Origin of the sequence: Kitasatospora sp. MAP5-34, from assembly GCF_029894335.1 — a bacterium.
Lineage (GTDB): Bacteria > Actinomycetota > Actinomycetes > Streptomycetales > Streptomycetaceae > Kitasatospora.
Window position 1 is genome coordinate 72,447 of the sequence record NZ_JARXZC010000022.1, and the last position, 25,239, is coordinate 97,685.

Annotated in this window: 22 protein-coding genes; 14 read left to right on the forward strand and 8 right to left on the reverse strand. The window is 71.8% G+C overall.

What is annotated here, in order from left to right:
• Positions 1-43: 43 nt before the first annotated feature.
• The 3 genes from P3T29_RS19205 to P3T29_RS19215 form a co-directional block, all read right to left on the reverse strand.
• The gene (locus tag P3T29_RS19205; protein ID WP_280717741.1) at positions 44-190 is read right to left on the reverse strand and encodes a hypothetical protein; all 147 of its coding nucleotides are present in this window, start codon (positions 188-190) and stop codon (positions 44-46) included.
• A gap of 71 nt (positions 191-261) precedes the next feature.
• Complete coding sequence (locus P3T29_RS19210) at positions 262-744, reverse strand: DoxX family membrane protein (RefSeq protein WP_280717742.1); 483 nt, start codon at positions 742-744, stop codon at positions 262-264.
• Positions 745-783: 39 nt separating this feature from the next.
• A complete protein-coding gene (locus tag P3T29_RS19215; protein ID WP_280717781.1) occupies positions 784-1,446 on the reverse strand; it encodes a hydrolase in 663 nt (220 codons plus the stop codon).
• Positions 1,447-1,822: 376 nt separating this feature from the next.
• Here P3T29_RS19215 and P3T29_RS19220 point away from each other — a divergent pair, with 376 nt between their 5' ends.
• The 6 genes from P3T29_RS19220 (at position 1,823) to P3T29_RS19245 (ending at position 8,048) form a co-directional block, all read left to right on the forward strand.
• Positions 1,823-2,656 carry an alpha/beta hydrolase gene (locus tag P3T29_RS19220; RefSeq protein ID WP_280717743.1) on the forward strand — a complete coding sequence of 278 codons (834 nt, stop codon included), beginning with the start codon at positions 1,823-1,825 and terminating at the stop codon, positions 2,654-2,656.
• 31 nt (positions 2,657-2,687) lie between these two features.
• Positions 2,688-4,595, forward strand: a complete 1,908-nt coding sequence (locus tag P3T29_RS19225; protein ID WP_280717744.1) for an amidohydrolase — start codon at positions 2,688-2,690, stop codon at positions 4,593-4,595.
• Positions 4,596-4,675: 80 nt separating this feature from the next.
• Entirely contained in the window at positions 4,676-5,365 is a 690-nt protein-coding gene (locus P3T29_RS19230; RefSeq protein ID WP_280717745.1) for a YoaK family protein, read from the forward strand.
• Positions 5,366-5,408: 43 nt separating this feature from the next.
• Complete coding sequence (locus tag P3T29_RS19235; protein ID WP_280717746.1) at positions 5,409-6,317, forward strand: glyoxalase; 909 nt, start codon at positions 5,409-5,411, stop codon at positions 6,315-6,317.
• Position 6,318: 1 nt separating this feature from the next.
• A complete protein-coding gene (locus P3T29_RS19240; protein WP_280717747.1) occupies positions 6,319-7,422 on the forward strand; it encodes an LLM class flavin-dependent oxidoreductase in 1,104 nt (367 codons plus the stop codon).
• A complete protein-coding gene (locus P3T29_RS19245) occupies positions 7,419-8,048 on the forward strand; it encodes an FMN reductase (protein WP_280717748.1) in 630 nt (209 codons plus the stop codon). The genes P3T29_RS19240 and P3T29_RS19245 overlap by 4 nt, the downstream gene beginning before the upstream one ends.
• Positions 8,049-8,145: 97 nt before the next feature.
• On the opposite strand, the gene P3T29_RS19250 is transcribed toward P3T29_RS19245, so the two are convergent.
• Positions 8,146-9,117, reverse strand: a complete 972-nt coding sequence (locus P3T29_RS19250) for an alpha/beta hydrolase (RefSeq protein ID WP_280717749.1) — start codon at positions 9,115-9,117, stop codon at positions 8,146-8,148.
• Between the two features lie 286 nt (positions 9,118-9,403).
• On the opposite strand from P3T29_RS19250, the gene P3T29_RS19255 reads away from it, so the two are divergent.
• The 8 genes from P3T29_RS19255 to P3T29_RS19290 all read left to right on the forward strand — a co-directional run bounded on the left by P3T29_RS19255 (position 9,404) and on the right by P3T29_RS19290 (position 21,043).
• A complete protein-coding gene (locus P3T29_RS19255) occupies positions 9,404-9,988 on the forward strand; it encodes a DNA starvation/stationary phase protection protein (RefSeq protein WP_280717750.1) in 585 nt (194 codons plus the stop codon).
• 49 nt (positions 9,989-10,037) lie between these two features.
• Entirely contained in the window at positions 10,038-11,387 is a 1,350-nt protein-coding gene (locus P3T29_RS19260) for a cytochrome ubiquinol oxidase subunit I (RefSeq protein ID WP_280717751.1), read from the forward strand.
• Complete coding sequence (locus P3T29_RS19265; protein WP_280717752.1) at positions 11,380-12,654, forward strand: cytochrome d ubiquinol oxidase subunit II; 1,275 nt, start codon at positions 11,380-11,382, stop codon at positions 12,652-12,654. Before P3T29_RS19260 ends, P3T29_RS19265 begins: the two co-directional genes overlap by 8 nt.
• Complete coding sequence (locus tag P3T29_RS19270) at positions 12,651-14,414, forward strand: ATP-binding cassette domain-containing protein (RefSeq protein WP_280717753.1); 1,764 nt, start codon at positions 12,651-12,653, stop codon at positions 14,412-14,414. The genes P3T29_RS19265 and P3T29_RS19270 overlap by 4 nt, the downstream gene beginning before the upstream one ends.
• A complete protein-coding gene (locus P3T29_RS19275) occupies positions 14,411-16,087 on the forward strand; it encodes an ATP-binding cassette domain-containing protein (RefSeq protein WP_280717754.1) in 1,677 nt (558 codons plus the stop codon). Before P3T29_RS19270 ends, P3T29_RS19275 begins: the two co-directional genes overlap by 4 nt.
• On the forward strand, positions 16,077-18,797 hold the full coding sequence (locus P3T29_RS19280; protein WP_280717755.1) for a LuxR family transcriptional regulator: 2,721 nt from the start codon (positions 16,077-16,079) through the stop codon (positions 18,795-18,797). Before P3T29_RS19275 ends, P3T29_RS19280 begins: the two co-directional genes overlap by 11 nt.
• Before the next feature lie 168 nt (positions 18,798-18,965).
• A complete protein-coding gene (locus tag P3T29_RS19285) occupies positions 18,966-20,012 on the forward strand; it encodes a helix-turn-helix domain-containing protein (protein WP_280717756.1) in 1,047 nt (348 codons plus the stop codon).
• A 116-nt stretch (positions 20,013-20,128) separates the two neighbouring features.
• Positions 20,129-21,043 (forward strand): alpha/beta hydrolase, encoded by a 915-nt coding sequence (locus tag P3T29_RS19290; RefSeq protein ID WP_280717757.1) that lies wholly within the window; start codon positions 20,129-20,131, stop codon positions 21,041-21,043.
• Here the strand turns inward: P3T29_RS19290 and P3T29_RS19295 are convergent.
• The 4 genes from P3T29_RS19295 to P3T29_RS19310 form a co-directional block, all read right to left on the reverse strand.
• Positions 20,948-22,036, reverse strand: a complete 1,089-nt coding sequence (locus P3T29_RS19295; protein ID WP_280717758.1) for a helix-turn-helix domain-containing protein — start codon at positions 22,034-22,036, stop codon at positions 20,948-20,950. The two genes, P3T29_RS19290 and P3T29_RS19295, sit on opposite strands and share 96 nt — an antisense overlap.
• A gap of 92 nt (positions 22,037-22,128) precedes the next feature.
• Positions 22,129-22,944 carry a carbohydrate ABC transporter permease gene (locus P3T29_RS19300; RefSeq protein ID WP_280717759.1) on the reverse strand — a complete coding sequence of 272 codons (816 nt, stop codon included), beginning with the start codon at positions 22,942-22,944 and terminating at the stop codon, positions 22,129-22,131.
• 11 nt (positions 22,945-22,955) lie between these two features.
• Positions 22,956-23,849, reverse strand: a complete 894-nt coding sequence (locus tag P3T29_RS19305) for a sugar ABC transporter permease (RefSeq protein ID WP_280717760.1) — start codon at positions 23,847-23,849, stop codon at positions 22,956-22,958.
• A gap of 31 nt (positions 23,850-23,880) precedes the next feature.
• A complete protein-coding gene (locus P3T29_RS19310; RefSeq protein ID WP_280717761.1) occupies positions 23,881-25,137 on the reverse strand; it encodes a sugar ABC transporter substrate-binding protein in 1,257 nt (418 codons plus the stop codon).
• Between the last annotated feature and the right edge of the window lie 102 nt (positions 25,138-25,239).

Here is a 25,239-nt window from a genome sequence, read left to right on the forward strand (position 1 = left end):
GTCACCCACCGGAGGCGCCTGCTCAGCAGCGGACTTGGGCCGATCAGGTCACGGTGCGGTCGATCCCGAGGACGTCGTACAGGTGATGGCCGGCACCCCGGCGGGCGAGCCGCTCGCGGTCGACCAGGTGCAGGTGCTGTTTCTCGGCGAAGGCGACGGCCGGCGCCGTGAAGCTGTTCAGCCCGATCATGACCGAGGGAACGAGGGACCGAGGGAGCGTGAGCGTTGTCGGCACGGGACGATCCGCGCCGACAACGTGGTTCAACGCCGGTGCAGCAGGAGGCGGGTGGTGAGGCCGCCACCGACGCCGGCCAGCACGGCCACCGGCAGCCACCACAGCGGCCAGGGCAGCAGCCCGAGCGTGGCGTCGAGCGACCAGTCACCGGGGCCGGTGGCGGACAGCACCGCGCCGATCGTGACCAGCACCAACGGGTACTCGAACCCGTCGTTCTGCACCCACAACCCGTGCGGCCGCTTGACGGTCAGCGCGACCGTCATCACGCCCATCGCCCCGGCGGCGGCCAGGGGTGTCAGCAGGCCCGCCGCGAGCAGCAGTCCGGCCCCGATCTGACTGCCCCCTGCGGTGAGCGCGGTGAACACCCCGCCACGGAAGCCGTCCTGACGGAACTCCTCGGTACCGCCGGCCAGCCCCCGCCCGCCCAGATGGAAGCTGACCTTCTGGACTCCGTGCCCGGCGACCAGCAGTCCGGCCACCAGCCGGAGCAGGAGGAGACCTGTGTTCACTGGTGAACTCGCTTTCTCTGTAGCCCGATTGCCGGTCGGTCAGCCGGCCGCGTGCTCGTTGATCATGGTCTGCGCGTAAACCACGCCCAGGCCGTAGGCGCCGGCGTGCTCCTTGACCACGTCCATGACCGGCAGGTAGGTCTCGGTGCGGGCCCAGTCGCGCTGCAGCTCCAGCAGCACCTGTATCCAGGTCACCGGCACCGCGCCGGCCGAGATCATCCGCTGCAGGGCGTGCTCGTGGGCCAGCGGGCTGACCCCGCCGGAGGCGTCCGAGACCACGTACACCTCGTAGCCCTGCTCCAGCGCCGAGAGGGCCGGCAGCACCAGGCACACCTCGGTCCACAGGCCGGAAAGGATGATCTTGCTGCGCCCGGTGGCCTTGACCGCCTCGACCAGGGCCGCGTCCTCCCAGGCGTTCATCGAGGTCCGGTCGACCACGTCGTGCTCGGGGAAGACCGCCTTCAGCTGGGGCAGGATCGGACCGGAGAAGGACTCGGCGGCCACCGTGGACAGCACCACCGGGACGTCGAAGACCCGGGCGGCCTTGGCCAGGCCGACGGTGGCGTTGATGATCGCCGTGCGGTCGCCGCTGCCGGTGCCGAAGAACATCTGCGGCTGGTGGTCGACGAACAGCATCATCGAGTTGTCCGGCGTCAGCAGGTCGGAGCTGGGGGCGGCGTGCACGAGGTCGAAGTCGACCATGGTGGTTCTCACTTTCGGCTGAGGAGATGTCACAAGGACGTCGGCGCGGACATCAGCGGGGACATCAGCGGGGACGTCGTAAGGCATCGATGGCTCGGGACCCGAGCGGTACCGAAGGCGCTCCGGCACAGCCAAGACGCTATCCGGCGGCGCCCGGAGATCTCTGCTCCCGCCGTGCCCAGGACTGTTCCCACGCTGCACTGGCCGCCGGTGCGCGATCGGTCCCGGTGCTGCTCACACGGTCGTTGCCCGCACAGGACAGAGCCAGTGCGTGCACAGGACAGTCGCGGCCCGACGTCACCCTAGGTTGACTCCTGCCAAGCTCAACGGACCGTGCGGCTCGCGCTGTTCGGCCCGAACGACAAGGACTGTCACCATGCCTTTCATCACGGTCGGCGAAGAGAACTCGCACGCCATCGACCTGTACTACGAGGACCACGGCTTCGGCCGGCCCGTGGTGCTCATCCACGGCTGGCCGCTGAACGGGGCGTCCTGGGAGAAGCAGGTGGCAGCGCTGCTCGCTGCCGGCCACCGGGTCGTCACCTACGACCGCCGTGGGTTCGGCGCCTCCGACAAGCCGGCCTTCGGCTACGACTACGACACCTTCGCGGCCGACCTCGACGCCGTGCTGACCGGCCTCGACCTGCGGGACGTGACCCTGGTCGGCTTCTCGATGGGCACCGGCGAGGTCACCCGCTACCTCGGCAGTTACGGCTCCGAGCGCGTCGCCAAGGCGGTGATGCTGGGCGTGGTGCCGCCGTTCCTGCTGCGCACGGACGACAACCCCGACGGCGTGGACGGCATCGTCTTCGAGGAGATCCAGGGCGCCATCCGCGCCGACCGCCCCGCCTTCATCGCGGGCTTCCTCGCCGACTTCTACAACGTGGACGTGCTCGGCGGCGACCGGGTGAGCGACCAGGTGGTCCAGTACAGCTGGAACGTCGGCGTCTCCGCCTCCGCCAAGGCCACCCTGGACTGCGTCCCGGCCTGGCTCACCGACTTCCGCGCGGACCTGCCGAAGATCGACGTCCCCGTGCTGATCATCCACGGCGACGCGGACCGCACGCTGCCGCTGCGCTCAACCGCGATCCCGCTTTCCAAGCGCATCGAGGGCGCCCGCCTGGTGGTGCTGGAGGGAGCCCCGCACGGGCTGATCTGGACGCACGCCGACGAGGTCAACAAGGAACTGCTCGCCTTCATCGGCGACTGACCGGCCCGCCCCGCAGAGAGAGCGAGAACTCATGTCGAGCATGCCAGTGGCCGGGCTCCGCCCCGGCCACCCCGACCACGCCGCCGACCTGGTGGTACGCAACGCCAAGGTGTACACCGGCGACCCGTCGCGCCCGCGCGCGAGTGCGATCGCGATCCGCGACGGACTGATCAGCGCCGTCGGCGACGACGCGGACGTCCTGCCGCAGATCGGCCCGCAGACCCGCGTCGTGGACGCGCTCGGGCGGCGCGCCGTCCCGGGCCTGAACGACTCGCACCTGCACGTCATCCGAGGCGGCCTGGGCTACGTTCTGGAGCTGCGCTGGGACGGCGTGCCGACGCTGCGCCAGGCGCTGGCCATGCTGCGTGCCCAGGCCGAGCGCACCCCGCCCGGCCAGTGGGTGCGCGTGGTCGGCGGCTGGTCCGCCGACCAGTTCGCCGAGCGCCGGCTGCCGACCCTGGCCGAGCTGAACGCCGCCGCACCCGACACCCCCGTCTTCGTCCTGCACCTGTACCAGTCGGCGCTGATGAACCGGGCGGCGCTGCGGGCCGCCGGGTTCGATCGCGACACCCCGGACCCGGTGGGCGGACAGATCGTACGCGGCCACGACGCACAGCCGACCGGCATGCTGCTGGCGGCCCCCGGCGCCCTGCTGCTGTACTCCACGCTCGCCAAGGCACCGACCCTGGACGAGGCCGACAAGGCCGCGTCCACCCGGCACTTCCTGCGCGAGCTCAACCGCTTCGGGCTCACCTCCGCCATCGACGCGGCGGGCGGCTTCCAGAGCTTCCCGGAGAACTACGGCACCGTGATGCAGCTCGCGCAGCAGGGCGAGTTGACGCTGCGGATCGCCTACCACCTGTTCCCGCAGACCGCCGGGCAGGAGCTGGACGACCTGGCGCGCTGGGTGGCCAGCGTCCGCCCGGGCGACGGCGACGAGTGGCTGCGCCTCAACGGCGCCGGGGAGAACCTCACCTGGGCGGCCGCCGACTTCGAGAACTTCACCGAGCCACGCCCCGAACTCGGCCCGTACGAGGCGGGGTTCGAGCAGGCCGTGCGGCTGTTGACGGAGAACGGCTGGGGTTTCCGGCTGCACGCCAGCTACGACGAGACGATCCGCCGCGACCTGGCGGTGTTCGAGAAACTCGCCGCCGAGGGTCTCTTCCCGGGCGGCAACCGGTGGCTCTTCGACCACGCCGAGACGGTCTCCCCCGCGAGCCTGGACCGGATCGCCGCACTCGGCGGCGCCGTCTCGGTGCAGAACCGGATGTCCTTCCAGGGCGAGGCGTTCGTGCGCCGCTACGGCGCCGCAGCGGCAGCCGAGGCGCCGCCGGTGCGGGCGATGCTGGAGCGCGGGCTGACGGTCGGCGCCGGCACCGACGCCACCCGGGTGTCCTCCTACAACCCCTGGGTCGCGCTGCACTGGCTGGTCTCCGGACGCACCGTCAGCGGTCGCACCCTCCGCCCGGCGGCCAACCGGCTCAGCCGCGAAGAGGCGCTGGAGCTCTACACCCTGGGCGGCGCCCGGCTCACCGGCGAGCAGGATGTCAAGGGCCGCCTGGCGGTGGGCTGTTACGCCGACCTCGCGGTGCTCAGCGCGGACTACCTGACGGTGGAGGAGGCCGACATCCCGCACATCGAGTCAGTCCTCACGGTGGTCGGCGGGCGCATCGTGCACAGCTCCCAGGAGCACGAGGGCCTCGCCCCCGAGCTGCCCGCCGTGGTCCCGCTGTGGAGCCCGGTGGCACGGTTCGGCGGTTACCAGGCCACCCCCGCGCCCAGCCTGAACGGCCTCAGCAGCCGGACCGGCGTCCGGCAGGCCGAGTCGGTGGTCGAGGCGGCCGCCGCCTCCGACGAGCAGCGCGAGTGGCGTCAGGCGCGCGGGCAGATCGTTCCCGGGCAGGGCGGGCCGGCCCTCGACGACCCCTGCTTCTTCTGACCCGCCCCCGGTACCCGCCGTGCGCCGCCGAGCCCCCTCCGGCAACGCACGGCACTCAACTACATTGGAAGGAGGTGAATATGATGATCAATCAATCCGAGAGCGCCGTGGTCACCGCGCAGATCCGGGACCGCCACCCGCTGGCCCTGGCCCTGTTCGCGCTGACTGCGGTGAGCGGCCTGATCGACGCCGTGAGCTACCTGGGCCTCGGGCACGTGTTCACCGCGAACATGACCGGGAACGTCGTCGTGGTGGCCTTCGCCCTCGTCGGCACACCCGGCTTCTCGGTCGCCGGCTCGCTGACCTCGCTCGCGGCCTTCCTGCTGGGCTCGTTGCTGGCCGGACGCCTGGCGCTCAGGCACCGCGACGGCAGCCGGGTGCGCTGGCTGCGCACCGCGCTGCTGGCCGAGACCGCACTGCAAGGGGCCGCGACCGTGGTCGCGTTCGCCTCGGACGGGCACGCGACGGAGGCGCTGATCGCGCTGCTGGCCGTCGCCATGGGCCTGCGCAACGGCACGGTCCGCAAGTTGGGCGTACCGGACATGACGACGACGGTACTCACTCTCACCCTGACCGGCATAGCGGCGGACTCCTCGCTGGCCGGCGGCACCAACCCCCGGCTGAGCCGTCGCCTGTACGCCGTCCTGGCGATGCTCGCGGGTGCCGCCCCGGGCGCCGCGCTCGTCATCCACGGACACCTCGCATGGGCCCTGCTGGCCAGCACTGGCCTGGTCGCCGCGATCACGATCGGCTACCGCGAGCGCGACTGAGGCATCCGCCCACCCTCAACCCCCTCCCTTGGAAGGACACTTCATGCATCTGTCCCTACGACTGCTGACTGCGGTCACCGCCACCGCAGCCCTCGCCCTCACCACCGCACCTTCGGCCCCTGCGGCACCCAACGCGGGACGCCCCGACATCGCCGTCGGCCCCCAGTACGACACGGCACACGTGTACGTGACGCCCGGCTCGACGGACTCCTTCGTCACCAGCTGGGAGTCGACCTTCGGCGGCACCAACACCCCGCAGGCCGTCGTCGACGTCACGCCGACCCCGAGCCTCACCAAGTCCGAGCTCATCCTCTCCCCCGTCGGCACGCTGTCCGTATTCGACTACCAGACGCCCGTCCCGTACCCGTTCGGCGCCGAGCGCACCGGCTGGCTCGTCCAGGACCTGGACCGTGGCGTGCACAAGGCCGAGGCCGCCGGGGCGAACACGGTCGTCACACCGTTCGCCGACCCCATCGGCCGCGACGCGATCGTGCAGTTCCCCGGCGGCATCGGCGCGCAGCTGTACTGGCACACCAAGACACCGTCGTACCCGCCGCTGGCGTCCGTACCGGAGAACCGCCTGTACGTGCCGAGCGCTGCGGCCCGCCAGTTCCTCCGCGCGTATCTGGCCTTCACCGGCGGCCGGATCGTGTCCGACGACCGGCATGCACCGGGCGCCGAACTCGGCCTGCCCGGCACCGCCTACCGGCGCGTCCGGATCAGCTCGCCGTTCGGTTGCACGTCCGTCGCGTTCACCGACGGGCACCTGCCCTACCCCTTCGGACGCGAGACCACCGGCTACGCCGTGAGCGACCTCGGCGCGACCCTGGCCAAGGCCCAGGGCGCCGGCGCGACCGTGCTGTGGGGGCCACAGGCATCGTCGCAGCGCGACAGCGCGATGGTGCAGTTCCCCGGCGGCTACATCGCCGAGATCCACGACGAAAGGCGATGACATGCAGTTCGGTATCTTCAGCGTCGGAGATGTGACCGCCGACCCCACCACCGGGCGGACACCGAGCGAGCGCGAGCGGATCAAGGCCATCGTCGCCATCGCCCTCAAGGCGGAGGAGGTCGGCCTGGACGTCTTCGCGACCGGCGAGCACCACAACCCGCCGTTCGTGCCGTCCTCGCCGACAACCATGCTCGGCTGGATCGCCGCCCGCACCGAGCGGATCATCCTCTCCACCGCCACCACGCTGATCACCACCAACGACCCGGTGAAGATCGCCGAGGACTACGCGATGCTCCAGCACCTGGCCGACGGCCGGGTGGACCTGATGATGGGACGCGGCAACACCGGCCCGGTGTACCCCTGGTTCGGCCAGGACATCCGCCAGGGCATCCCGCTCGCGATCGAGAACTACGCACTGCTGCGCGAACTCTGGCGTCAGGAGACGGTCGACTGGTCAGGCCGCTTCCGCACCCCGCTGCAGTCCTTCACCGCCACCCCGCGCCCGCTGGACGACATGCCGCCGTTCGTCTGGCATGGCTCGATCCGCTCCCCCGAGATCGCCGAGCAGGCCGCGTACTACGGCGACGGCTTCTTCGCCAACCACATCTTCTGGCCCAAGGAGCACTTCCAGAAGCTGATCAACCTCTACCGCGAGCGCTACGCCCACTACGGCCACGGCACCCCCGAGCAGGCGATCGTCGGCCTCGGCGGGCAGGTGTTCATGCGCCGCAACTCCCAGGACGCGGTACGGGAGTTCCGCCCGTACTTCGACAACGCGCCGGTGTACGGGCACGGACCGTCGCTGGAGGAGTTCACCGAGCAGACCCCGCTGACGGTCGGCAGCCCGCAGGAGGTGATCGAGAAGACGCTGACCTTCCGGGAGACCTTCGGCGACTACCAACGGCAGCTCTTCCTGATGGACCACGCCGGCCTGCCCCTGAAGACCGTCCTGGAGCAGCTCGACCTGCTCGGCGAGGAGGTCATCCCCGTGCTGCGCAAGGAGTTCGCCAAGGGCCGCCCGGCGATCGTGCCGGACGGTCCCACCCACGCCGCCCGGGTCGCTGCGGCCGCCGAGACCACCGAGGCGCTGGAGGTCGCCAAGTGAGCGCCCTGCGCCTGGTGGTGGTCGCGGCCGGGCTGTCCGTCCCGTCGTCGACCCGACTGCTGGCCGACCGGCTGGCCGGCGCCACCGTCGGCCAACTGCGCTACAGCGGACGGGAGGTCGACCTCCGGGTGATCGAACTGCGCGACCTGGCACGGGAGATCGCCGACAACCTGGTCACCGGCTTCCCGCCACCCGCGCTGCGCGAGGCGATCGAGGCGGTCACCACGGCGGACGGGCTGATCGCCGTGACGCCGATCTTCAGTGCCTCGTACAACGGTCTCTTCAAGTCCTTCGTGGACGTGATCGACAAGGACGCGCTCACCGGCTGCCCGGTGCTCGTCGCCGCCACCGGTGGAACCGCCCGGCACTCGCTGGCCCTGGAACACGCCATGCGGCCGCTGTTCGCCTATCTGCGAGCCGTGGTGGCGCCCACCGCCGTCTACGCGGCCTCCGAGGACTGGGGCTCGGCCGGGGACGCGGGCGGCGGCCTGGCCACCCGGATCGCCCGAGCGGCCGGCGAGTTGGCCGATCTCATGACCGGCCGCCCGGTCCCCGCACACGCCACGGCCGACACGGTCGTCCCGTTCACGGAGCAGCTCGCGGCCCTCGCCGTCAGCCGCCAGTGAGCTCGACACCGTCCGTCGGCAGGTAGGCACTCGGGTAACCCAAGGGGTGCGGGGCTCTGCTCATGGAGCAGTGCCCCGCACCCCTTACTCCAGGACGTCAGACGGCGTACAGCGCGTCGCGCAGGGTCTGCGCAGCCAGGGTGATGGCGGCCTCGGCCGCGTGCGTCCCCCGCAGGGCGTTGAGCATCACGAAGTCGTGGATGATGCCCTGGTAGCGCACGGCGGTGACCGGGACACCGGCCGCGCGCAGCTTGCTCGCGTACGCCTCGCCCTCGTCGCGCAGCACGTCGGCCTCGCCGGTGATCACCAGGGCGGCGGGCAGCCCGGTCAGCTGCTCGGTGGTGGCGCGCAGCGGGGAGGCGGTGATCTCGGCGCGCTGGGCGGGGTCGGTCGTGTACTGGTCCCAGAACCACTGCATGCCGTCGCGGCGCAGGAAGTAGCCGGTCGCGAACTGGTGGTACGAGTTGGTGTCGAAGGCGGCGTCGGTCACCGGGTAGAAGAGCACCTGGTGACGGAGCGACACGTCGCCGCGCTCCTTGGCCATCAGGGTCAGGGCCGCGCTCATGTTCCCGCCGACCGAGTCGCCCGCGACGGCCAGCCGCGAGCCGTCCAGCGCCTTGGTCGCGCCCTCCCGCACGATCCACTGGGCGACGGCGTAGTTCTGCTCGATGGCGACCGGGTAGCGGACCTCGGGCGACAGCGCGTACTCGGGGAAGACCACGGCGGCGTTCGCACCGACCGCCAGCTCCCGGACCAGGCGGTCGTGGGTGTGCGCGTTGCCGAAGACCCAGCCGGCGCCGTGGATGTAGAGGATCACCGGCAGGACCCCCTGGGAGCCGGCCGGCCTCACGATCCGGACCCGGACGCCGCCGGTCGGCCCGCCCGACACGGTGATCCACTCCTCGTCGATCGCCGGCAGCTCGACCGGGCCCGACTGGACCTCGTCGACCGCCTTGCGGCCTTCGGCAGGAGTCAGGTCGAACAGGTACGGGGGCTCTGCGGTGGCCTGCGCGAACGCGGCGGCAGCGGTTTCCAGTTCGGGCTGGACCGGCGTGTAGTCGTGCGTCATTTCCGTCTCCTCAATGGTGCGGGATGGTCAGCCTTGGTGGGTGCCAGCCGAGGCGTTGCCCGGCCCGGCCCCGGAGTCCCGAGGCGCGATCGCCACCGTAGAACCGCTCGACCGGGCCGCGTTGCCCGACGGTGCCCGGCCTCTGGTCTGTGCGCGCAGTCGACGCTCCGTGCCCAGGCCGGGCGCGCAGGGGCAATGGTCAGTGCGCTCGGGAACAAACCCGCACTTCGCGCGCCCATAGCTTTGGCCGAGTCACCGGACCGCGAGAACCCGAGGGAGCTCCCCCATGAGCAATTCCGACCACCCAGGCACCAGCGCCAGCAGCCAGCCGCTGCTGCATCAGAAGGGCAAGGAGATCCAGGAGTTCGGCACCGTCAACCAGGTTCCGCTCGGCCTCTCCCGCGATGCGCGTCTCTACTCCTGCCAACGACTCAACCGGGTACTCGCGGACACCCGGATGCTCTACTCGCTCTACAAGAAGCACCACTGGCTGATGCGGGGGGCGACCTTCTACCAGCTGCACCTGCTGCTGGACAAGCACGCGGACGAGCAACTGGCGCTGGTGGACGCGCTGGCCGAGCGGATTCAGACCCTTGGCGGGGTGGCGGTCGGCGACCCTCGGCACGTCGCGGAGCTCACCTCGATCCCGCGTCCGCCGGACGGCGTCGAGGAGGTGCCGGCGATGCTGTCGCGGCTGCTGTCGGCGCACGAGGCGATCCTCGTCGACGCCCGCGACGCCGCCGGCCGGGTGGCGGCGCTCGGCGACGACGGCACGAACGACCTGCTGGTCTCCGAGGCCGTCCGGACCGGCGAGACGCAGGTCTGGTTCCTGGCCGAGCACCTGGTGGACACCCCGCTGGTGCGGCTGTGACCTGCCGGTTCCGCCCACATCTCACCCCGCAGCGCTGACAGGAGTCGCCATGGCCTCGCCCGCGACGGTGGAACTGTCCCGATGGCAGTTCGCCATCACCGCCATCTTCCACATGACCTTTCCCGCTCTGACCGTCGGGCTGTCGATCCTGCTCGCCGTCGCGTACACGGCCTACCTGCGCACCCGCAATCCGCTCTACCTGCAGATGTTCCGCTTCTGGCGGAAGATCTTCGCGGTCGGGTTCGGCCTCGGCGTGGTCGCCGGAACGGTGATGACCTTCGAGTTCGGCCTGAACTGGGGCAGTTACGCACATGCGGTCGGCCCCGTCCTCGGTGTCACCATCGGGATGGAGGTGATCACCGCCTTCTTCCTGGAGGCCGGGTTCATCGGCATCATGCTCTACGGCGAGGGACGGGTGCGCCCGCGCACCATGGCCTTCGCCTCGTGGATGGTCGCCTTCGGCACCCTGCTGTCCACCACCTGGATCCTCTCCGCCAACAGCTGGATGCAGGACCCAGCCGGCTACACCGAGGTCGCGGGCCAGTTCCAGGCCCGCGACTGGTGGCAGGTGCTGTTCAACCCGGCGTTCGCGTACCGCTTCCCGCACATGCTGCTCGCGGTGCTGATCAGCGCCGCCTGGTTCGTCGGCGGCATCGCCGCCTGGTACCTGGTGCGGCAGCGCTCGCTCGCCTTCGCCCGCCGCACGCTCTCGATCGCACTCGGAGTACTGGCCCTCCTGATGCCCGTTCAGCTGTACGTCGGCGACGAGACGGCAGCGTTCATGGGGCAGCACCAGCCCGCCAAGTTGCAGGCGTTCGAAGGCAACTGGAAGACGGACAACAACGGTTACAACCTGGTCGTCGTCCCCGACCCCGGCCGGGGCAAGGACGACCTGCGGATCGAGATCCCGCACCTGGGCGCGGTGATCGGCAAGGACCTGACCGGCCAGGCCCACGTGCCCGGCCTGCTCCAGACCCCGCCGGACCAGCGCCCGAACATGTGGAGCGCGTTCTACGGCTTCCGCGCGATGTACTTCACGGCGCTCACCATGTTCGCGATGGCCTTCGCCGGACTCGTACTGCGCCTGCGCGGACGACTGTTCACCGCCCGGCGCTTCCACCGGCTGATGGTCTGGATGACGCCCGCCGGACTGATCGCGATCACCGGGGGCTGGATCACCGCGGAGACCGGACGGCAGCCCTGGGTGGTCTACGGCAAGATCCGCACCTCGGACGCCGTCTCCCAGCTGTCCACGGCCGAGGCCGCACTGAGCCTGGCCGGCTTCGTCGCCGTCTACGCCGTGCTGGTCGCGGTCTGGGTCCGCTACATCGTGCGCGTCGTCAAGGCGGGGCCTGAAGTCCTCGACGTGACAACCCTGTTGGAGGCCACCCATGGCTGAGTACGCTTCCTACGCGCTGATCCTCTTCGCACTCGGCGCGTACGTCGTGCTGGACGGCTACGACCTCGGGATCGGGATCCTCGGCCTCTTCGACCGCAACGACGAGCGGCGCAAGGAGTACACCGAGCTGGTCGCGACCGCCTGGGACGCCAACGAGAGCTGGATCATCCTCGCCGGGGTCACTCTGTGGGCGGCGCTGCCGGGCATCTACGCGACGGTGCTCCCCGGGGTCTACCTGCCGCTGGTCGTGATGCTGCTGGCGTTCGTGCTGCGCGGCCTGGGGCTGGAGATGCAGAGCTCCGCACCGGGCTACCGACGGGGCTGGGGACGGCTGTTCGGCGTCTCCTCACTGGTGGTGACGCTCTGCCAGGGCCTCGTGGTCGGTACCGTGCTCAGCGGCCTGCCGCAGCACGGGGGTGTCTTCGACGGCGGCGCGCTGCGCTGGCTCACTCCCTACAGCGGGCTGTGCGCACTCGGCGTGACCGCGCTGTACCTGCTGGCCGGCGCCGCCTGGCTGCAGGCCAAGACCGAGGGCAGCGCCCGCCGTCGGGCCGGGCGACTCGGGCGCCCGCTGCTCGCCCTGACGGTCGCGGCCTGCCTGGTACTGGGCTTCGGCCTGGAGGTGGCCGACCCGCAGCACTTCCGCTTCGACCAACCGCTGCGCGCCGTCCTGTTCGGCCTCCTGGTGGCGGCCTCCGCCGGCTGCGGCGCCCTCGCCTGGTACGGCTTCGGCCGCGAGCCCGACGCCCGACCGTTCATCGCCGTGCTCTGTGCTCAGGTGGCCGGGCTGCTGGCGCTGGTGACCGCGACCGCCCCGGTCGTCGTGCCGCCCGGCCTGACCGTGCACGCCGCCGCCAGCCCCGTCGGGTCGCAGGTGTTCCTGCTGATCGGTATCGGCTGCTGCATGCCCGTCGTGCTCGCCTACAACATCTACGCCTGGTGGGTGTTCCGGGGGAAGTACCGGCCGCCGACACCGACTGCGCTCGCCGTACCTGCGAAGCGCGTTGAGGTTCACATAGACCTGACTGTCAGTCATATTGTAGTGAAGGAAACAGGATTGTGGACCGTCGCCCGCCGGGTCGGGTTCACCTTGCTCGGCCTCGGGATGCTCGCGGTCGCGCAGGACGTGTTCGGCGGTCAGGGCGAGTGGATCGCCCCCGTCGCACTCGTCCTGTTCAGCGCCGGCTCGCTGACCGCCTGGCTGGTCGGCGACCGACGGGCCGCTGCCGCAGGGCAGTTCGAGATCGACCGGGCGGCCCGGCGGTGAGCGACACCGCCGCTCTGCTGGCGCGCCTGGCCGACGACGCGCAGCAGGACCAGCAGCGGGCGCTGCGACGGCTGCGGGAGTGGGCGCACGCGCAGGCACCAGCCTTCCGGCGCGCCGGAAGGCTGCGCGGGCTCGCCGCCCTCGGCACCGTGGGATGGGCGGCCGGGCTCGGCCTGGCCGCAAAGCTGGCCCTGCACGGGCAGCGGTCGGGCGTCACCCCGGTCTCGGTGCTGCCGGCGGTCTGCCTGGTCGCAGCCGGGCTCGCGCTGCGGGCCTGGCTGCTCACGGCGGGCGACCGGGCTGCGGACGAGGCGGCCGCCGCCGTCCGGCACGCGCTGCGCGGCCGACTGCTGGACGCCGCCCTGCCCGCCTGGCGGCAGCCCGCCTCCACAACAGAGTCCCAACCTGGCGACGCCGCCTACGTCCAGGCCCTCGACGAGGAGGTGGACCGCCTCACCGACTGGCTGACCGGCTACGTACCGGCGCGCCGGACCATGCTGATCGCGAGCGGCATCGTGCTGGCGGCGATCGCGTCGGGCAGCTGGCTGGTCGCCCTGCTGCTGGTGCTGGCCACCCCGCTGCTGCCGGCCAACCTCAAGGTCATCGGCATGGGCACCCGCACCGCCGTCCAGGCCCAGCTGACCGCCGCCCGGACCCTCAGCGCCCGGCTGCTGGACCAGCTGCGCGGACTACCGACGCTGGTCGGCCTGGGCGCGGACGAGCGCGCCGCCCTGGCCGTGGAGCAGGACGACCGGGAGCTGGCCCACCGCACCCAGGCGGTGCTGCGGGTGGCGTTCCTGTCCACCGCCTGGGTGGAACTGCTGATCACCGGGACGCTCGCCGTGGTCGCCACCTACTGCGGCCTGGTGCTGCTCGACTACCTGCACCTGCCCGGCATCCCCTCGACCATGGGCCTGGGCACGGCGCTCTTCGCCCTGGTCCTCACACCCGCCTACTTCGCGCCCGTACGGGAGCTGGCGCGCGGCTACCACGCCCGCGCCGAGGCGTCCGCCGCCGCCGAGCTCGTCCACGGCCTGCTGGACGTGACCGCCACAGGGCGGGCGACGCCACGGCCCGCCGACGCTCCCCGCAGCATCCACCTGAGCGGGGTCGGCGTCGCCTTCCCCCAGCGCGACCGGCCCGCTCTCGACGACGTCACCCTGACCGCGCACCCGGGTCGGGTGCTGGCCCTCACCGGCCCCAGCGGAGCGGGCAAATCCACGCTGCTGGCGGTCGCCGCCGGGCTGCTCGCCCCTGACAGCGGGTCGAGTACCCATCAGGCCGACGGTACGCGGCAGCCCGCCGACCCCCGTGCCGTGTCGTGGATCGGCCAGCCCTGCCACCTGCTCCCCGGCACGGTGCGGGCGAACCTGCTGCTGGCCCGCCCGGACGCGGACGACGCGGCGCTCGACGCGGCCTTCGCCACGCTCGGCTTCGCCGACCTGCGGGCGGCGCTGCCCGACGGCCTGGACACCGTCGTCGGTGAACGCGGCAGCGGGCTCTCCTCGGGTCAGATCCAGCAACTGGTCTTCGTCCGGGCCCTGTTGCGGGACGCGCCCGTGCTCTGCCTGGACGAACCGACCGCCCATCTGGACCCGGACGCGGAAGAACGCGTGATGGCCGCCGTACGCACCCTGGCGCGCGACCGGACCGTCCTGCTCGCCACCCACAGCCCCGCACTCCTGCGGATCGCCGACACCGTCGTCGCCGTCGACCGGGGCCGCATCAGCACGGTGACGCCCTACGGTGTCACTTCATGAGGGCCCTCACCCTGCTCTGGACCTCGGCCGACCGCCGCGCCCGGCGCGACCTGCTGCTCGGCGCACAACTGGCCGTCGCCGCCGAGGTGGCCGCCGCCGCCCTGCTCGGCGTGTCCGGCTGGTTCCTCACCTCCTGCGCACTGGTCACGCTGCGCGCGAACACCACCTGGTCGTGGATGTATCCCTCGGGAACCGTCCGGGCGCTGGCTCTCGGCCGGACCGGGCTGCGCTACACCGAACGCCTCACCAGCCACCGCGCCCTGCTCGGCGCGACCGTCGCGCTGCGGGCCCGGATGGTGCGTACCGCCGGCGCGCTGCCGCCACGCCAGTTGCGGGATCGGCGCGACGGCGCGCTGCTCGCCCGGCTCACCGACGACGTGGCGGCCGTGGGCGCGGCGCCGGCCCGGACGGTCGCTCCGCTGGCCGGCGTCGGGGTGACCGCCGTGGTCGTAGTGGCGCTGATCTGCGTGGCGAACCCGGTGGCCGGGGCTGCGGAGGCGCTGCTGCTCGCACTGGCACTCGCCGTCGCCCTGCGGACGGACCGCCGCGCTGCCGCGCACCGCGCCGAGGCCGCCGACGACCGGGCCGCCGCCCGGTCCGCACTGCTCAGCGCACGAGCCGTGCTCCCCGAGCTGCGCTGCCTGGACGCCGTCGACCCGGCCCGCGAGCAGGTCGCCCGGCGGGTGGAGCGCGCCCGGCGAGCCGACGCCACCTCACTCGCCGCCCTGCGCACCGGTCGGTTGCTGCTGCGCCTGCTCGCCGCGCTCGGACAGGTCGCGGTCCTGCTGCTCGCCCTCTCCGGCCGCTCGACGCTGCAGCCGGTCGCCGACGCCATCGGCGAGGTCCTGCTGGTCGCGGCCGGCTACGAACTGGTCGAGACCCTGCCGCAGATCCTGCACGACCACGGCACGGCCGCGCACTCCGCACGGCGGCTGATCGACCTGCTCACGCGAGCGCGAGCCCGCCTGCTGCCGTCCGGCCCGGCCGCCCTCCCCCGCCTCGACACGCCGCTGGTCGTGCACGATCTCCCGGTGGGCCTCGGGGCTGCCCGGACCCGCTGGTCGGCCGTCCTGCCGCCGGGCGGCGCCACTCTGGTCACCGGGCCGAACGGAAGCGGAAAGAGCACCCTGCTCAACCTCCTCGCGGGACGCATCGACAGCCCGTCCGTCCTCCTCGGTGGCTCCCCCCTGTACCTGCTCTCCGCCGCCACGGTGGCCACCGTGCTCACCCTCGTAGAAGCCGACGACTGGCTCGCGGACAGCACCGTCGCCGACAACCTCCGGCAGGCGGCCCCCGCAGCCCCCGACGAGGCGCTGCATGCCGCCCTCGCTGCGGCGGCGCTGACGGACCTCGAACTCGACGCGCCCACCGGCCCGATGGGCGGCACACTCTCGCAAGGACAGCGGCGTCGGCTCTCCATCGCCCGCGCAGTGCTGCGCGACCCTGCCGTACTCCTGCTCGACGAACCCACCGCCGGGCTCGACCGGCCCACGGCCGTGCGGCTGCTGAGTGGAGTCCGGGCGGCGCTCCCCCGCTGCGCGCTCGTCATAGCGCTGCCGGACCAGCACCACGACCTGCTGCCCTTCCCGGTGGACGCCACGCTGCAGCTGGGCCGTCCGGCCGTCGGCGCCGCCGGGAGGACGGCCTACCCGGGGGACCAGGATGCGGCGTGACACCAACGGCCCGGCTCTGGTCGGGCGGCAGCAGGAGACGGACCTGCTGGCGGCAGCCCTGGAGCAGGCCGCAAGCGGCGGGGGCGGCTCGGCCGTCCTGCTGCGCGGCGAGGCCGGTATCGGCAAGAGCGCGCTGCTGGAGTGGACCGGGCAGCGGGCGCGCGAGCGCGGCTTCGCCGTGCTGCGGGCGGTCGGCGTCGAGGCGGAGACGGAGTTCGCCTTCGGCGCCCTCCACCAGGCCGCCTGGCCACTGCTGCAGCGCTCCCGTGCCCTGGCGCCCCACCAGCGGGACGCGCTGGAGAGCGCCTTCGGCGGCCACGCGGGAACCCCGCCGAGCGGCTTCGCCGTCGGGGCAGCCGCGCTCGCGCTGCTCGACGAGGCGGCGCGCGGCGGCCCGCTGCTGCTCGTCCTCGACGATCTGCACTGGATCGACTCCTCCAGCGCGACCGTGTTCGCCTTCCTTCGTCGGCGCTGCGCGGAACTGCCGCTGGTGATCGTCGGCGCGAGCCGCCCCGACGGTGCGGCGGCGGAGGCGTGGCCGCCGGAGCCCGTCGAGGTACGGGCGCTGTCCCGCCCGGACGCGGCCGCACTGCTGCTGCGCCGCCACCCGGAGCTGGCCAGCACAGCGGCCGACCGGCTCCTCGACGAGGCGGCGGGGAATCCGCTGGCGCTCGTGGAGCTGCCACGGCAGCTGCGCGGCGAGCAGCAGCGAGGCGTGGCTCCGCTGCCCGACCGGCTGCCCCTGGGGCGGCGGTTGGAGCGGATGTTCGCCGAGCGGCTGGCCTCGCTGACTCCTGCGGCCGGGCGCGTTCTGCTGCTGGCGGCGCTCGCCACCGGCACGGCCGGCGGCAGCGCGGCGTGGTCGTGCGGGACGGCGGGCGGTGACGCGGAGGCGGCCTTGGAGCGGATCGAGGCGGACGGCCTCGCGCGGCTCGACCCGGCCGGACGACTGGTCTTCCGGCACCCGCTGGTCCGTACGGCCGTGATCTCGACGGCGTCGGAGGCCGCGCGGCGCGAGGCCCACCGCGTCCTCGCCGGGCTCCTCGCACCGGACGACCCCCGACGGCTGGTCCACGAGGCGTCGGCGGCACTGCTCCCGGACGAAGCGCTCGCGGGCCGCCTGCAGGACGCCGGCCGCCGACTCGCCCGGCGCGGCGGCGACGCGGAAGGCGCGCTGCTGCTCGACCGGGCCGCCGCGCTCAGCGCCGACCCCGACGAGCGGGCCCGCAGGCTCACCTGGGCGGCCGTGATGGCGGCCCGGGGCGGCCAACTACACCACACCGCCGCCCTGGTGGCGGAGCTGAAGCGCGCCCCGGTGCCACCGGACATCGCCCCGCTGTTCGCGTACGCGGTGGTGTACGTCGACCAGAGCCACCGGATCGACTTCGAGTCCTCCTCCACCCTGCTGCCCGCAGCCCTCGACGCCCTGACGACGCCCGGCGCCGAGTCCTTCGGCGGACTGGCCGAGCAGGTGTACTTCAAACTGCTTCTCGCCGCAACCTACACGGACGATCCCAGAGCCTGGGAGGCCCTGGCCCGGCACCGGGAGAACGTCTCCGAGCCGGGCCGACTCTGCCACCGCGCCTGGACCGAGCCGTCCCGGGGCGTGGCCGAGGAGCTGTGCACGGTGGTCGACGGAATGAACGCGGAGCAGGAGGCGGGGGCGGCCTGGCTCCTGCTGTGGACCGCCTCGGCAGTCGACAGCGCCGACGGCGACCTGTGGCGGCGCTTCACCGGGCTGCACGGCTACGCCACCCAGGGCTCGGTGGCGAAGGCCAAGTCCTACCAGGACTTCCTGCGCGGCCGCTGGGACCTGGGACCCGTCTGCCTGCGCGAGGCCGACTCCGCGGAGGAACTCGGCTACCACTGCAACGCACTGATGTTCCGCCACTACTACGCCCACTTCCTCGCCGGCCGGGGCGACGAGGCGGGGTTGCGGGAGATCGAGCAGCTCATCAGGCCGACCGCCATGCGGGCCGGCCTGCGGTTCGTCCTGGACCGGCTGACCCATCTGCGGGGCTTGGCAGCCCTTGCCCACGGACGGCGCGAGCAGGCGTACGCGCACTTCGCCGAGATCACTCCGCCCGGACGGCGGCCCGGCGGCCTGCCCTGGTTCCACGTACTGCTCTTCGACCTCGTGGACGCTGCCGTGCACACGGGCCGGCACCGCGAGGCACGCGCACACGTCGCCGCCGCGCGGGCCGAGCGATCTGCGGAGCTGTCCGGCCACCACGCCTTCGTACTGGCCGCAGCCGCCGCCCTGGCCTCGGACGACGACAGCGCCGACACCGCCTACCGCGCGGCGTACGCCGTGCCGGGAGCCGAACAGTGGATCTTCGAACTCGCCCGCCTGCGGCTGGCCCACGGCTCGTGGCTGCGCCGCCGGGGCCGTGCCGAGGCCCGGGACGTCCTGCGCGCGGCGCACCACGTCTTCCGCAGGCTCCAGGCCGATCCCTGGGCGCAGCGCTGCGAGGAGGAACTCCGGGCGGCGGGCGACCTGGTGGCACCGGCACCCGGCACCTCGGTCGCCGGGCTGACCGGCCAGGAGCTGCGGATCGCCCGGCTCGCCGCGACCGGCATGAGCAACAAGGAGATCGGCAACGCGCTCCGCCTGTCGCCCCGGACCGTCGCGGCGCACCTGTACAAGATCTTTCCCAAGCTCGGCATCACCTCGCGGGCCGCGCTCGCCCACGCGCTCGCCACGCGCTGAGGCCCTTCGGTCGCCGGTGTACGGCCCGTGCACCGCGTCCGGTCCGACAGTGTACGACCGGACCGCCCCGCAGACCGGCAGTCAAATGACCTACCACGCCTGCCCATCTGCGAACCAGGCTGACGTCGCAGCGCATCGGCCGAAAGGGGCAGTCAGGTGAACGTGCTGGTGACGACCGCATCCGTCCCGGACGAGGAGAAGGCGGCGTTCTGGGGAGAAGCGGTGTCGCGGACACTGGTTCCGGTGGAGGTGGCGCCACCGGCCGGTCGGCCGTTCGAGGGCAGCCTGGAGTCGCACCGGCTGGGATACGTGCGAGTGTCCACGCTGGCGGCGGACGCGACCCGGGTGTCCCGTACGCCCGGGCTGATCGCACGGTCCCCGCAGGCGGAGCCGCAGGTGGGGGTGGGAGTACAGGTGTCCGGCCGCGCCGTCCTGGTGCAGGACGGACGTCGGGCGGAGGTGGCGGAGGGCGGCCTCGTGCTGTACGACACCGCGCGGCCGTACTTTTTCGACTACCCGGAGCGCTTCCGCTCCCACGTGTTCCAGGTGCCGCGCAGACTACTGGCTGTGCCGGAGTCCGACATCCGGCAGGCGGCGGGGACGGCCGTCACCCCCACCGAGGGGTTCGGCGCCGTCCTGCTGCCTTTCCTCGGCAGGCTGGCCGCCTCCGCACACTCCTGCCCCGCTTCCGTCGGCGATCGCTTGGGCGGCAGTTTCGCCGACCTGCTGATCACGCTCATCGCCCACCTCACCGGGCCGACGGCCACCGACCCTCACACCTCGAACGGCCATCTCGTCCGGCGGGTGCGGGACCATATCGACCGCCACCTGGGCGATCCGGAGCTGTCACCGGAGATCATCGCCCAGGCGCATCACATCTCGGTGCGCTACCTGCACCGGCTCTTCGAGAGCGAAGGGGTGACGGTGGGCCGGTTCATCCAGCAGTGCCGGCTGGAGGCGTGCGCCCGGGAGCTGGCCCGGCGCAGCCGTACCGCGCCGACGGTGTCGGCCGTCGCCCAGCGGTGGGGCTTCGTCAACCCGGCGCATTTCAGCCGGGCCTTCCGCGCCGCCTACGGGATGTCCCCGAGCGACTGGCGCGCGCGCCGTACCTCCGAAGGAGCGGCCGGCCCGCCGGGCCGTGCCTGCCCGCCCGGAGCCGTGCGCGGTGGAGCAAGTGGCAGTGCCTTCTCGGCAGCATGGCCGGCCGATCGGTGACTAGCGTGCTGAGTGTCATCCGGCCCGACCGGCCGCTACGCCAGGAGACCTGAGTGTCCGACACCGCCCCTTCGTACTCGCGGCCCCCGGTGCTCGAAAGCGCGCTTCAGGACTTAGTGGCTGCCCACGCCCGCCGGCCCGCCGCAGCGGGCGAGGAGCTCCCGTACCTCTCCTTCCTCCCCCTGGACGACGGGCCGGACGACCCGCAGGACACGACCGCCGAATGGTTCGTGCTGCCCGGCGGACCGGCCGGGCCCGTCCGGGTCCAGGTGGTCAGGCCGGTCGGCGCCGACGAACCGACCCCGGTGGTGCTGTTCCTGCACGGAATCGGCTGGGCGCTGGGGGACGCCGCCACCTACGGCCGCCTCCTGCGCGAGTTCGCGGTGGGGGCCGACGCCGCGGTGGTGTTCGTCGACTACGACCGGGCGCCCCTCACGCGCTACCCGGTGGCCGTCGAACAGTGCTACGCCGTCGCCGAGTGGATACACGCGCACGGCCACGGGATCGGGCTCGACGGGCGCCGGATCGCGGCCGTGGGCGACTCGGCGGGTGCCAACCTGGTCGCGGCACTGACCCTGCTCGCCCGGCAGCGGGGCGGCGTGCGGCTGGTGCACCAGGTCCTGGTGTGTCCGGTGACCGCCGCCGACTTCGACACCCCTTCCTACCGCCAGTTCGCCGAGGGGTACTTCCTGCGCCGCGACGACATGCGCCGGTTCTGGGATGCCTACCTGCCCGACCTGCCCCGCCGACGTGAGGCCACCGCCGCGCCCCTACGCGCCACCCTGGAACAACTCGCCGGGCTCCCACCGGCGCTGGTGGTCACCGCCGAGGCCGACGTCCTGCGGGACGAGGGCGAAGCGTACGCGGCCAGGCTCCGCGCGGCCGGGGTCCCGGTGGTGGCCACCCGCTACCAGGGCATCATGCACGGCTTCCTGCTACTCGACGCGGTCTGTCCCACCGACACCGCCCGGGCCGCGTTCATCCAGGCCGTGGACACCCTGCACATCGCCCTGCACCGGCAGTTGGGGTGAGGCGGCCAGGGCACCCTGGGACGGGGCCGTGCTGATGGTCGCGCTGCGCCATTCCCGTGGCGACATGCCGTATGCGGTTCGGAAGACCCGGCTGAAGTGGGCGGCGTTGACGAAACCCCAGCGTTGGGCGACCGAGGACACGGTCGGGCTGACCCGCCCACGGCGCGCGAGTTCACGGCTGCACTCCTCCAGCCGGCGCTGCTGTATCCACCGGGTGACCGTGGTCCCCTCGCCCTCGAAGAGTCTGTGCAGGTAGCGGACGGAGATGTGGTGGTAGGCGGCAATCGTCCTGGGGGAGAGATCGCGATCCGACAGGTGATCGTTGACGTAGCCACGCACGCGCAACGCCATGCCGCCTCCGGCACTCCCCCGGTCCGCCGGCCCGCTCCCTGCGGTCTGCTCGGTGATCAGTGCGGCCAGCAGATCTCCGACGGTGCCCGCCAGCTGTTCGCCCACGCGGGGGCTGCACTGCCCGGCGGCGGCGGTGGCCAGCGCGGTCAGGAAGGGCGCGAGCATTCCCGCCACACCCGCGTCCGGGGGAAGTTCCCGCGCGGTGAAGCGGTGGATGTCCGCCTCGGGCATCGCCAGGACGCGGCGGGGTAGTTGGAAGACGTGCAGGCGGAAGGCCTCGGGCTGGTCGAGGGTGTAGGGACGGGTCGTGTCGTAGACCACGAGCCCGCCCGGCGCCAGCTGGGCGGTCCGCCCGTCCTGGGCCAGCTCGCCGCACCCGGAGCTCTGCAGTCCGACGGACACGAACTTCCGGTCGGACTGCGCGATGTGCCGGTGTGTACGGCTCATCCGCTGCGGGTCCGCCTCGATGGTGGAGACCTGGAGGTAACCCAGACGGTGCGAGGTGATCCGGCCCGAGAACGGCGTCCTGACGCGGGAGGTGACCGCTTGCGGGACGAGCGTACGAGTCAGAGCCTGGTTCCAGTAGTCGAGCTTGTCGTCGTCCGGCACGCAAGCCGTGTTCAGTACGACATCCAGCGACATGCTCTCCCCCCTCAGCAGGTGTGCCTTCGGAACACTGCCAGCGGGCCTGGGTCGGCACATCGCGTGAATCCGCTAGATCAGGAGTGCGGCCCTCACCTGCCGGACCCGCTGGTGGCGCCGGCCGCGACATGACGCTGAGCGACGACCAGCAGCACGGCCGCCGGGACGGAGGCCAGAACTGCGGTGGCCATGACGGCGTTCCACTGGTTCGTCTGAGCACCGATGTACTGGTAGATGCCGACAGTGACCGGCCGTACGGTCTCCGTGGTGGTCAGCGTGAGGGCGAACAGGAGGTCGCTCCAGGCGAAGAGGAAGGTGAAGAGGCCGGCCGTGATCAACGCGTTCACGCTCATCGGGAGCACCACGGATCGGAGGACGCGCAGTCTCCCGGCGCCGTCCACCCGCGCGGCCTCGGTGATCTCCCGGGGAATGCCCTGCATGAACGCACGCATGATGATGATCGCGAAGGGGACTCCTGCGGTGGAGTCGGCGAGGATCAGCCCGAGGTAGGAGTTCAGGAGTCCCAGGTCGTTGTAGGCGCTGTAGAGCGCGTTGGCCACGACGATGCTCGGCACCATCTGGGTAACCAGAATGCCGAAGAGCACGAGATCGGTCCCTCTGACGGGGAACCGGGCCAGCGCGTAGGCCGCCGGAGCGGCGAGCCCGAGGCTGAGCGTCACGCTGCCGAGGGCCACGACGAGGCTGGTGACGAGGCCCGGTCCCTGGTCGCGCAACGCGGTGACGTAACCGCTGAAGTCCGGGTGGGAGGGGAACCAGCCTCCCCGCAGTGTGCTGCCCGTCGGCTGAAGGGAGGCATTCACCATCCAGTAGACGGGAAAGAGCATCAGCGCGAGCAGGACGATCCCGACGATCGTGGACGGCCGGCCACGGTTGGGGACGCGCTTCACGGGATCGCCTCTCAGGCGTTCTGGGCGCGACGGTTGGCGCGCAGGTGGACGAGGGCGAAGACGAGCGAGATGACGACGAGTACGTTGCTCATCGCGGCACCGCGCCCGAATTCGAACTGTTGGAAGGACAGTTCGTAGGACTGGGTGGCGATGGTCTCCGTGGCGTTGGCCGGTCCTCCGCCTGTCACGACGAGGATGGTGTCCAGCACCTTGACCGTGTAGACCACGTCCAGCACCAGCAGGACGCTCACCACGGGCCGCAGTAGTGGCCAGGTGATATGGCGGAACGTCGTCACCGGGCCGGCGCCGTCCAGCTGCGCCGCCTCGTACAGCTGCGTCGGGACGTCCTGCAGCCCGCCGTACAGGATCGTGGTGTTAAAGGGGATCCCGATCCAGACGTTGACGAGCGTCACCGACACGAGTGCCTGTGAGGTACCGGTGAGCCAGGGGACGCCGGCCGGCAGGACGTGGAGGCCCCGCAGCACGTCGTTGACGACTCCTGAGTCGGCGTCGAGCATCCACCGCCACGTCGTCCCGGATGCGACCAGCGGCAGCAGCCACGGCAGCAGCAGGAGCGACCGCAGCACGCGGCTGAGCGGGAAGCTGCGCCGGAAGAACAGGGCGAAGGCCAGCCCGATCACGAACTGCCCGAATATCGAACCGGCGGTGAACAGGACCGTGGTCAGCAGGGCCTTGGGGAACGGGTCCGACGACAGGATCTCCGCGTAGTTCTGCAGCCCCACGAACGGTGCGGCACCGGTGTAGAACGTCGTGACCGTGTAGTGCTGGAAGCTCATCACGATGTTCTTGGCGATCGGGTAGCCGAAGAACAGCAGCAAGTACGCGGCGGCGGGCGCGATGAACATCCACTGGGCGAACAGCTCCCGGAAGCGTGCCCCGGCCACGGCCGACCGAGTCTCCTTGGGCTGACTCCCCTCAGGAGCCGGTCGCGATCTGCTGCGCATGCTTGAGTGCTTCCTCCGGCGTCTGCTCGCCCGTCAGCGCGGACTGGATCGCGGTGTATATCCCGGTCGCCGCCTTCGGCCAGTGGACGCCGAGTTCGCCGGTACGGGCACGGGCCGCTTCGACGCTCTTCGCGAACGCGGCCATCGACGGCTCCTGCTCGGCGTACTGGGCGGCCACGGCGGAGCGGGAGGGCACGGTGAAGTGCTGCTCGGCCAGGGCGCGCATGTTCGCGGAGTCGTTAAGGCAGGCGAGGACCTGGGCGGCCTTCTGCCGCCGGGCCTTGGAATCGCTCTGCGGGACCGTCCACACCTCGCCGCCGAGCGGGGTGACGGGGGTCTGCCCCGCGTGCGGGACCGGGATGGTGGCCACCCCCCAGTGCAGGTCCTTCGCCTCGTTCAGGGCGGAGATCCGCCAGGGGCCGTTGATCATCATGGCTGTCCGGCCGGCGACGAACTGATCGCTGACGTCGGACTGTTTCCAGTTCAGCACCGACTTCGACATGGACCCGCTCTTCACCAGGTCGACCCACAACTGGAGTGCCTGCGCGGCCTGCGGGGTGTCCAACTGCTTCTCGTCCCCGCCGTTGGACCACAGGAAGGGCAGGAACTGCCAGGTGCCCTCGAAAGTGGCGTTGGCGTCGACCGCCATGCCGTAGCGCCCCTGGCGGGTCAGCCTGGCTGCCGCCTGCTTCAGCTCGTCCCAGGTCCTCGGCACGGCGACACCGGCCTCGGCGAGCATGTCCTTGTTGTAGAAGAGGGCGATCGTGTTGACGTCGGGCGCCAGTCCGTACAGCTTGCCCTGGTACGTGCTCGCCGACAGGATGCCCTTGGCGAAGCCGCTGGAGTCGATGCCGTACTGGTCCAGCGGGGTCAGCGCGCCGGTCTGTGCGATCTGCTGCAGGTCGGGGTTGTCCAGCATCAACAGGTCGGGAAGGGTCCGCGACGACGCCTGCTGAAGGACCTTGGGGATGAGCGACGCCCCCGGAACGCTGCTGTGCTGGACCGCTACGCCGGCGGACTTGCCGCAGGCGGTGAGCAACTCGCCCCACTGGGCGTGTTCGGGCTCGTCGGAGTAGTAGTCGAGCGCCGTGATGGAGGTGACCCTGCCTGCTGCGGACTCGGTATCGGTTGGGCCACCGCAACCGGTGGCGACCAGGCCCAGGGCGACGATTCCGGTTCCCAGGCGGGCGGTGATCCGCCGCGCAAGTGGTCTGGTTGGTGAGGTCATTGTGGCGCCTTTACCGAGTGTCGTGGGTGGCCGGAGTGCCGGTGGAGGTGACGAGGAGAGCCAGAAACTTGAACCTGACGACCTTGAACCTGATGAACCATT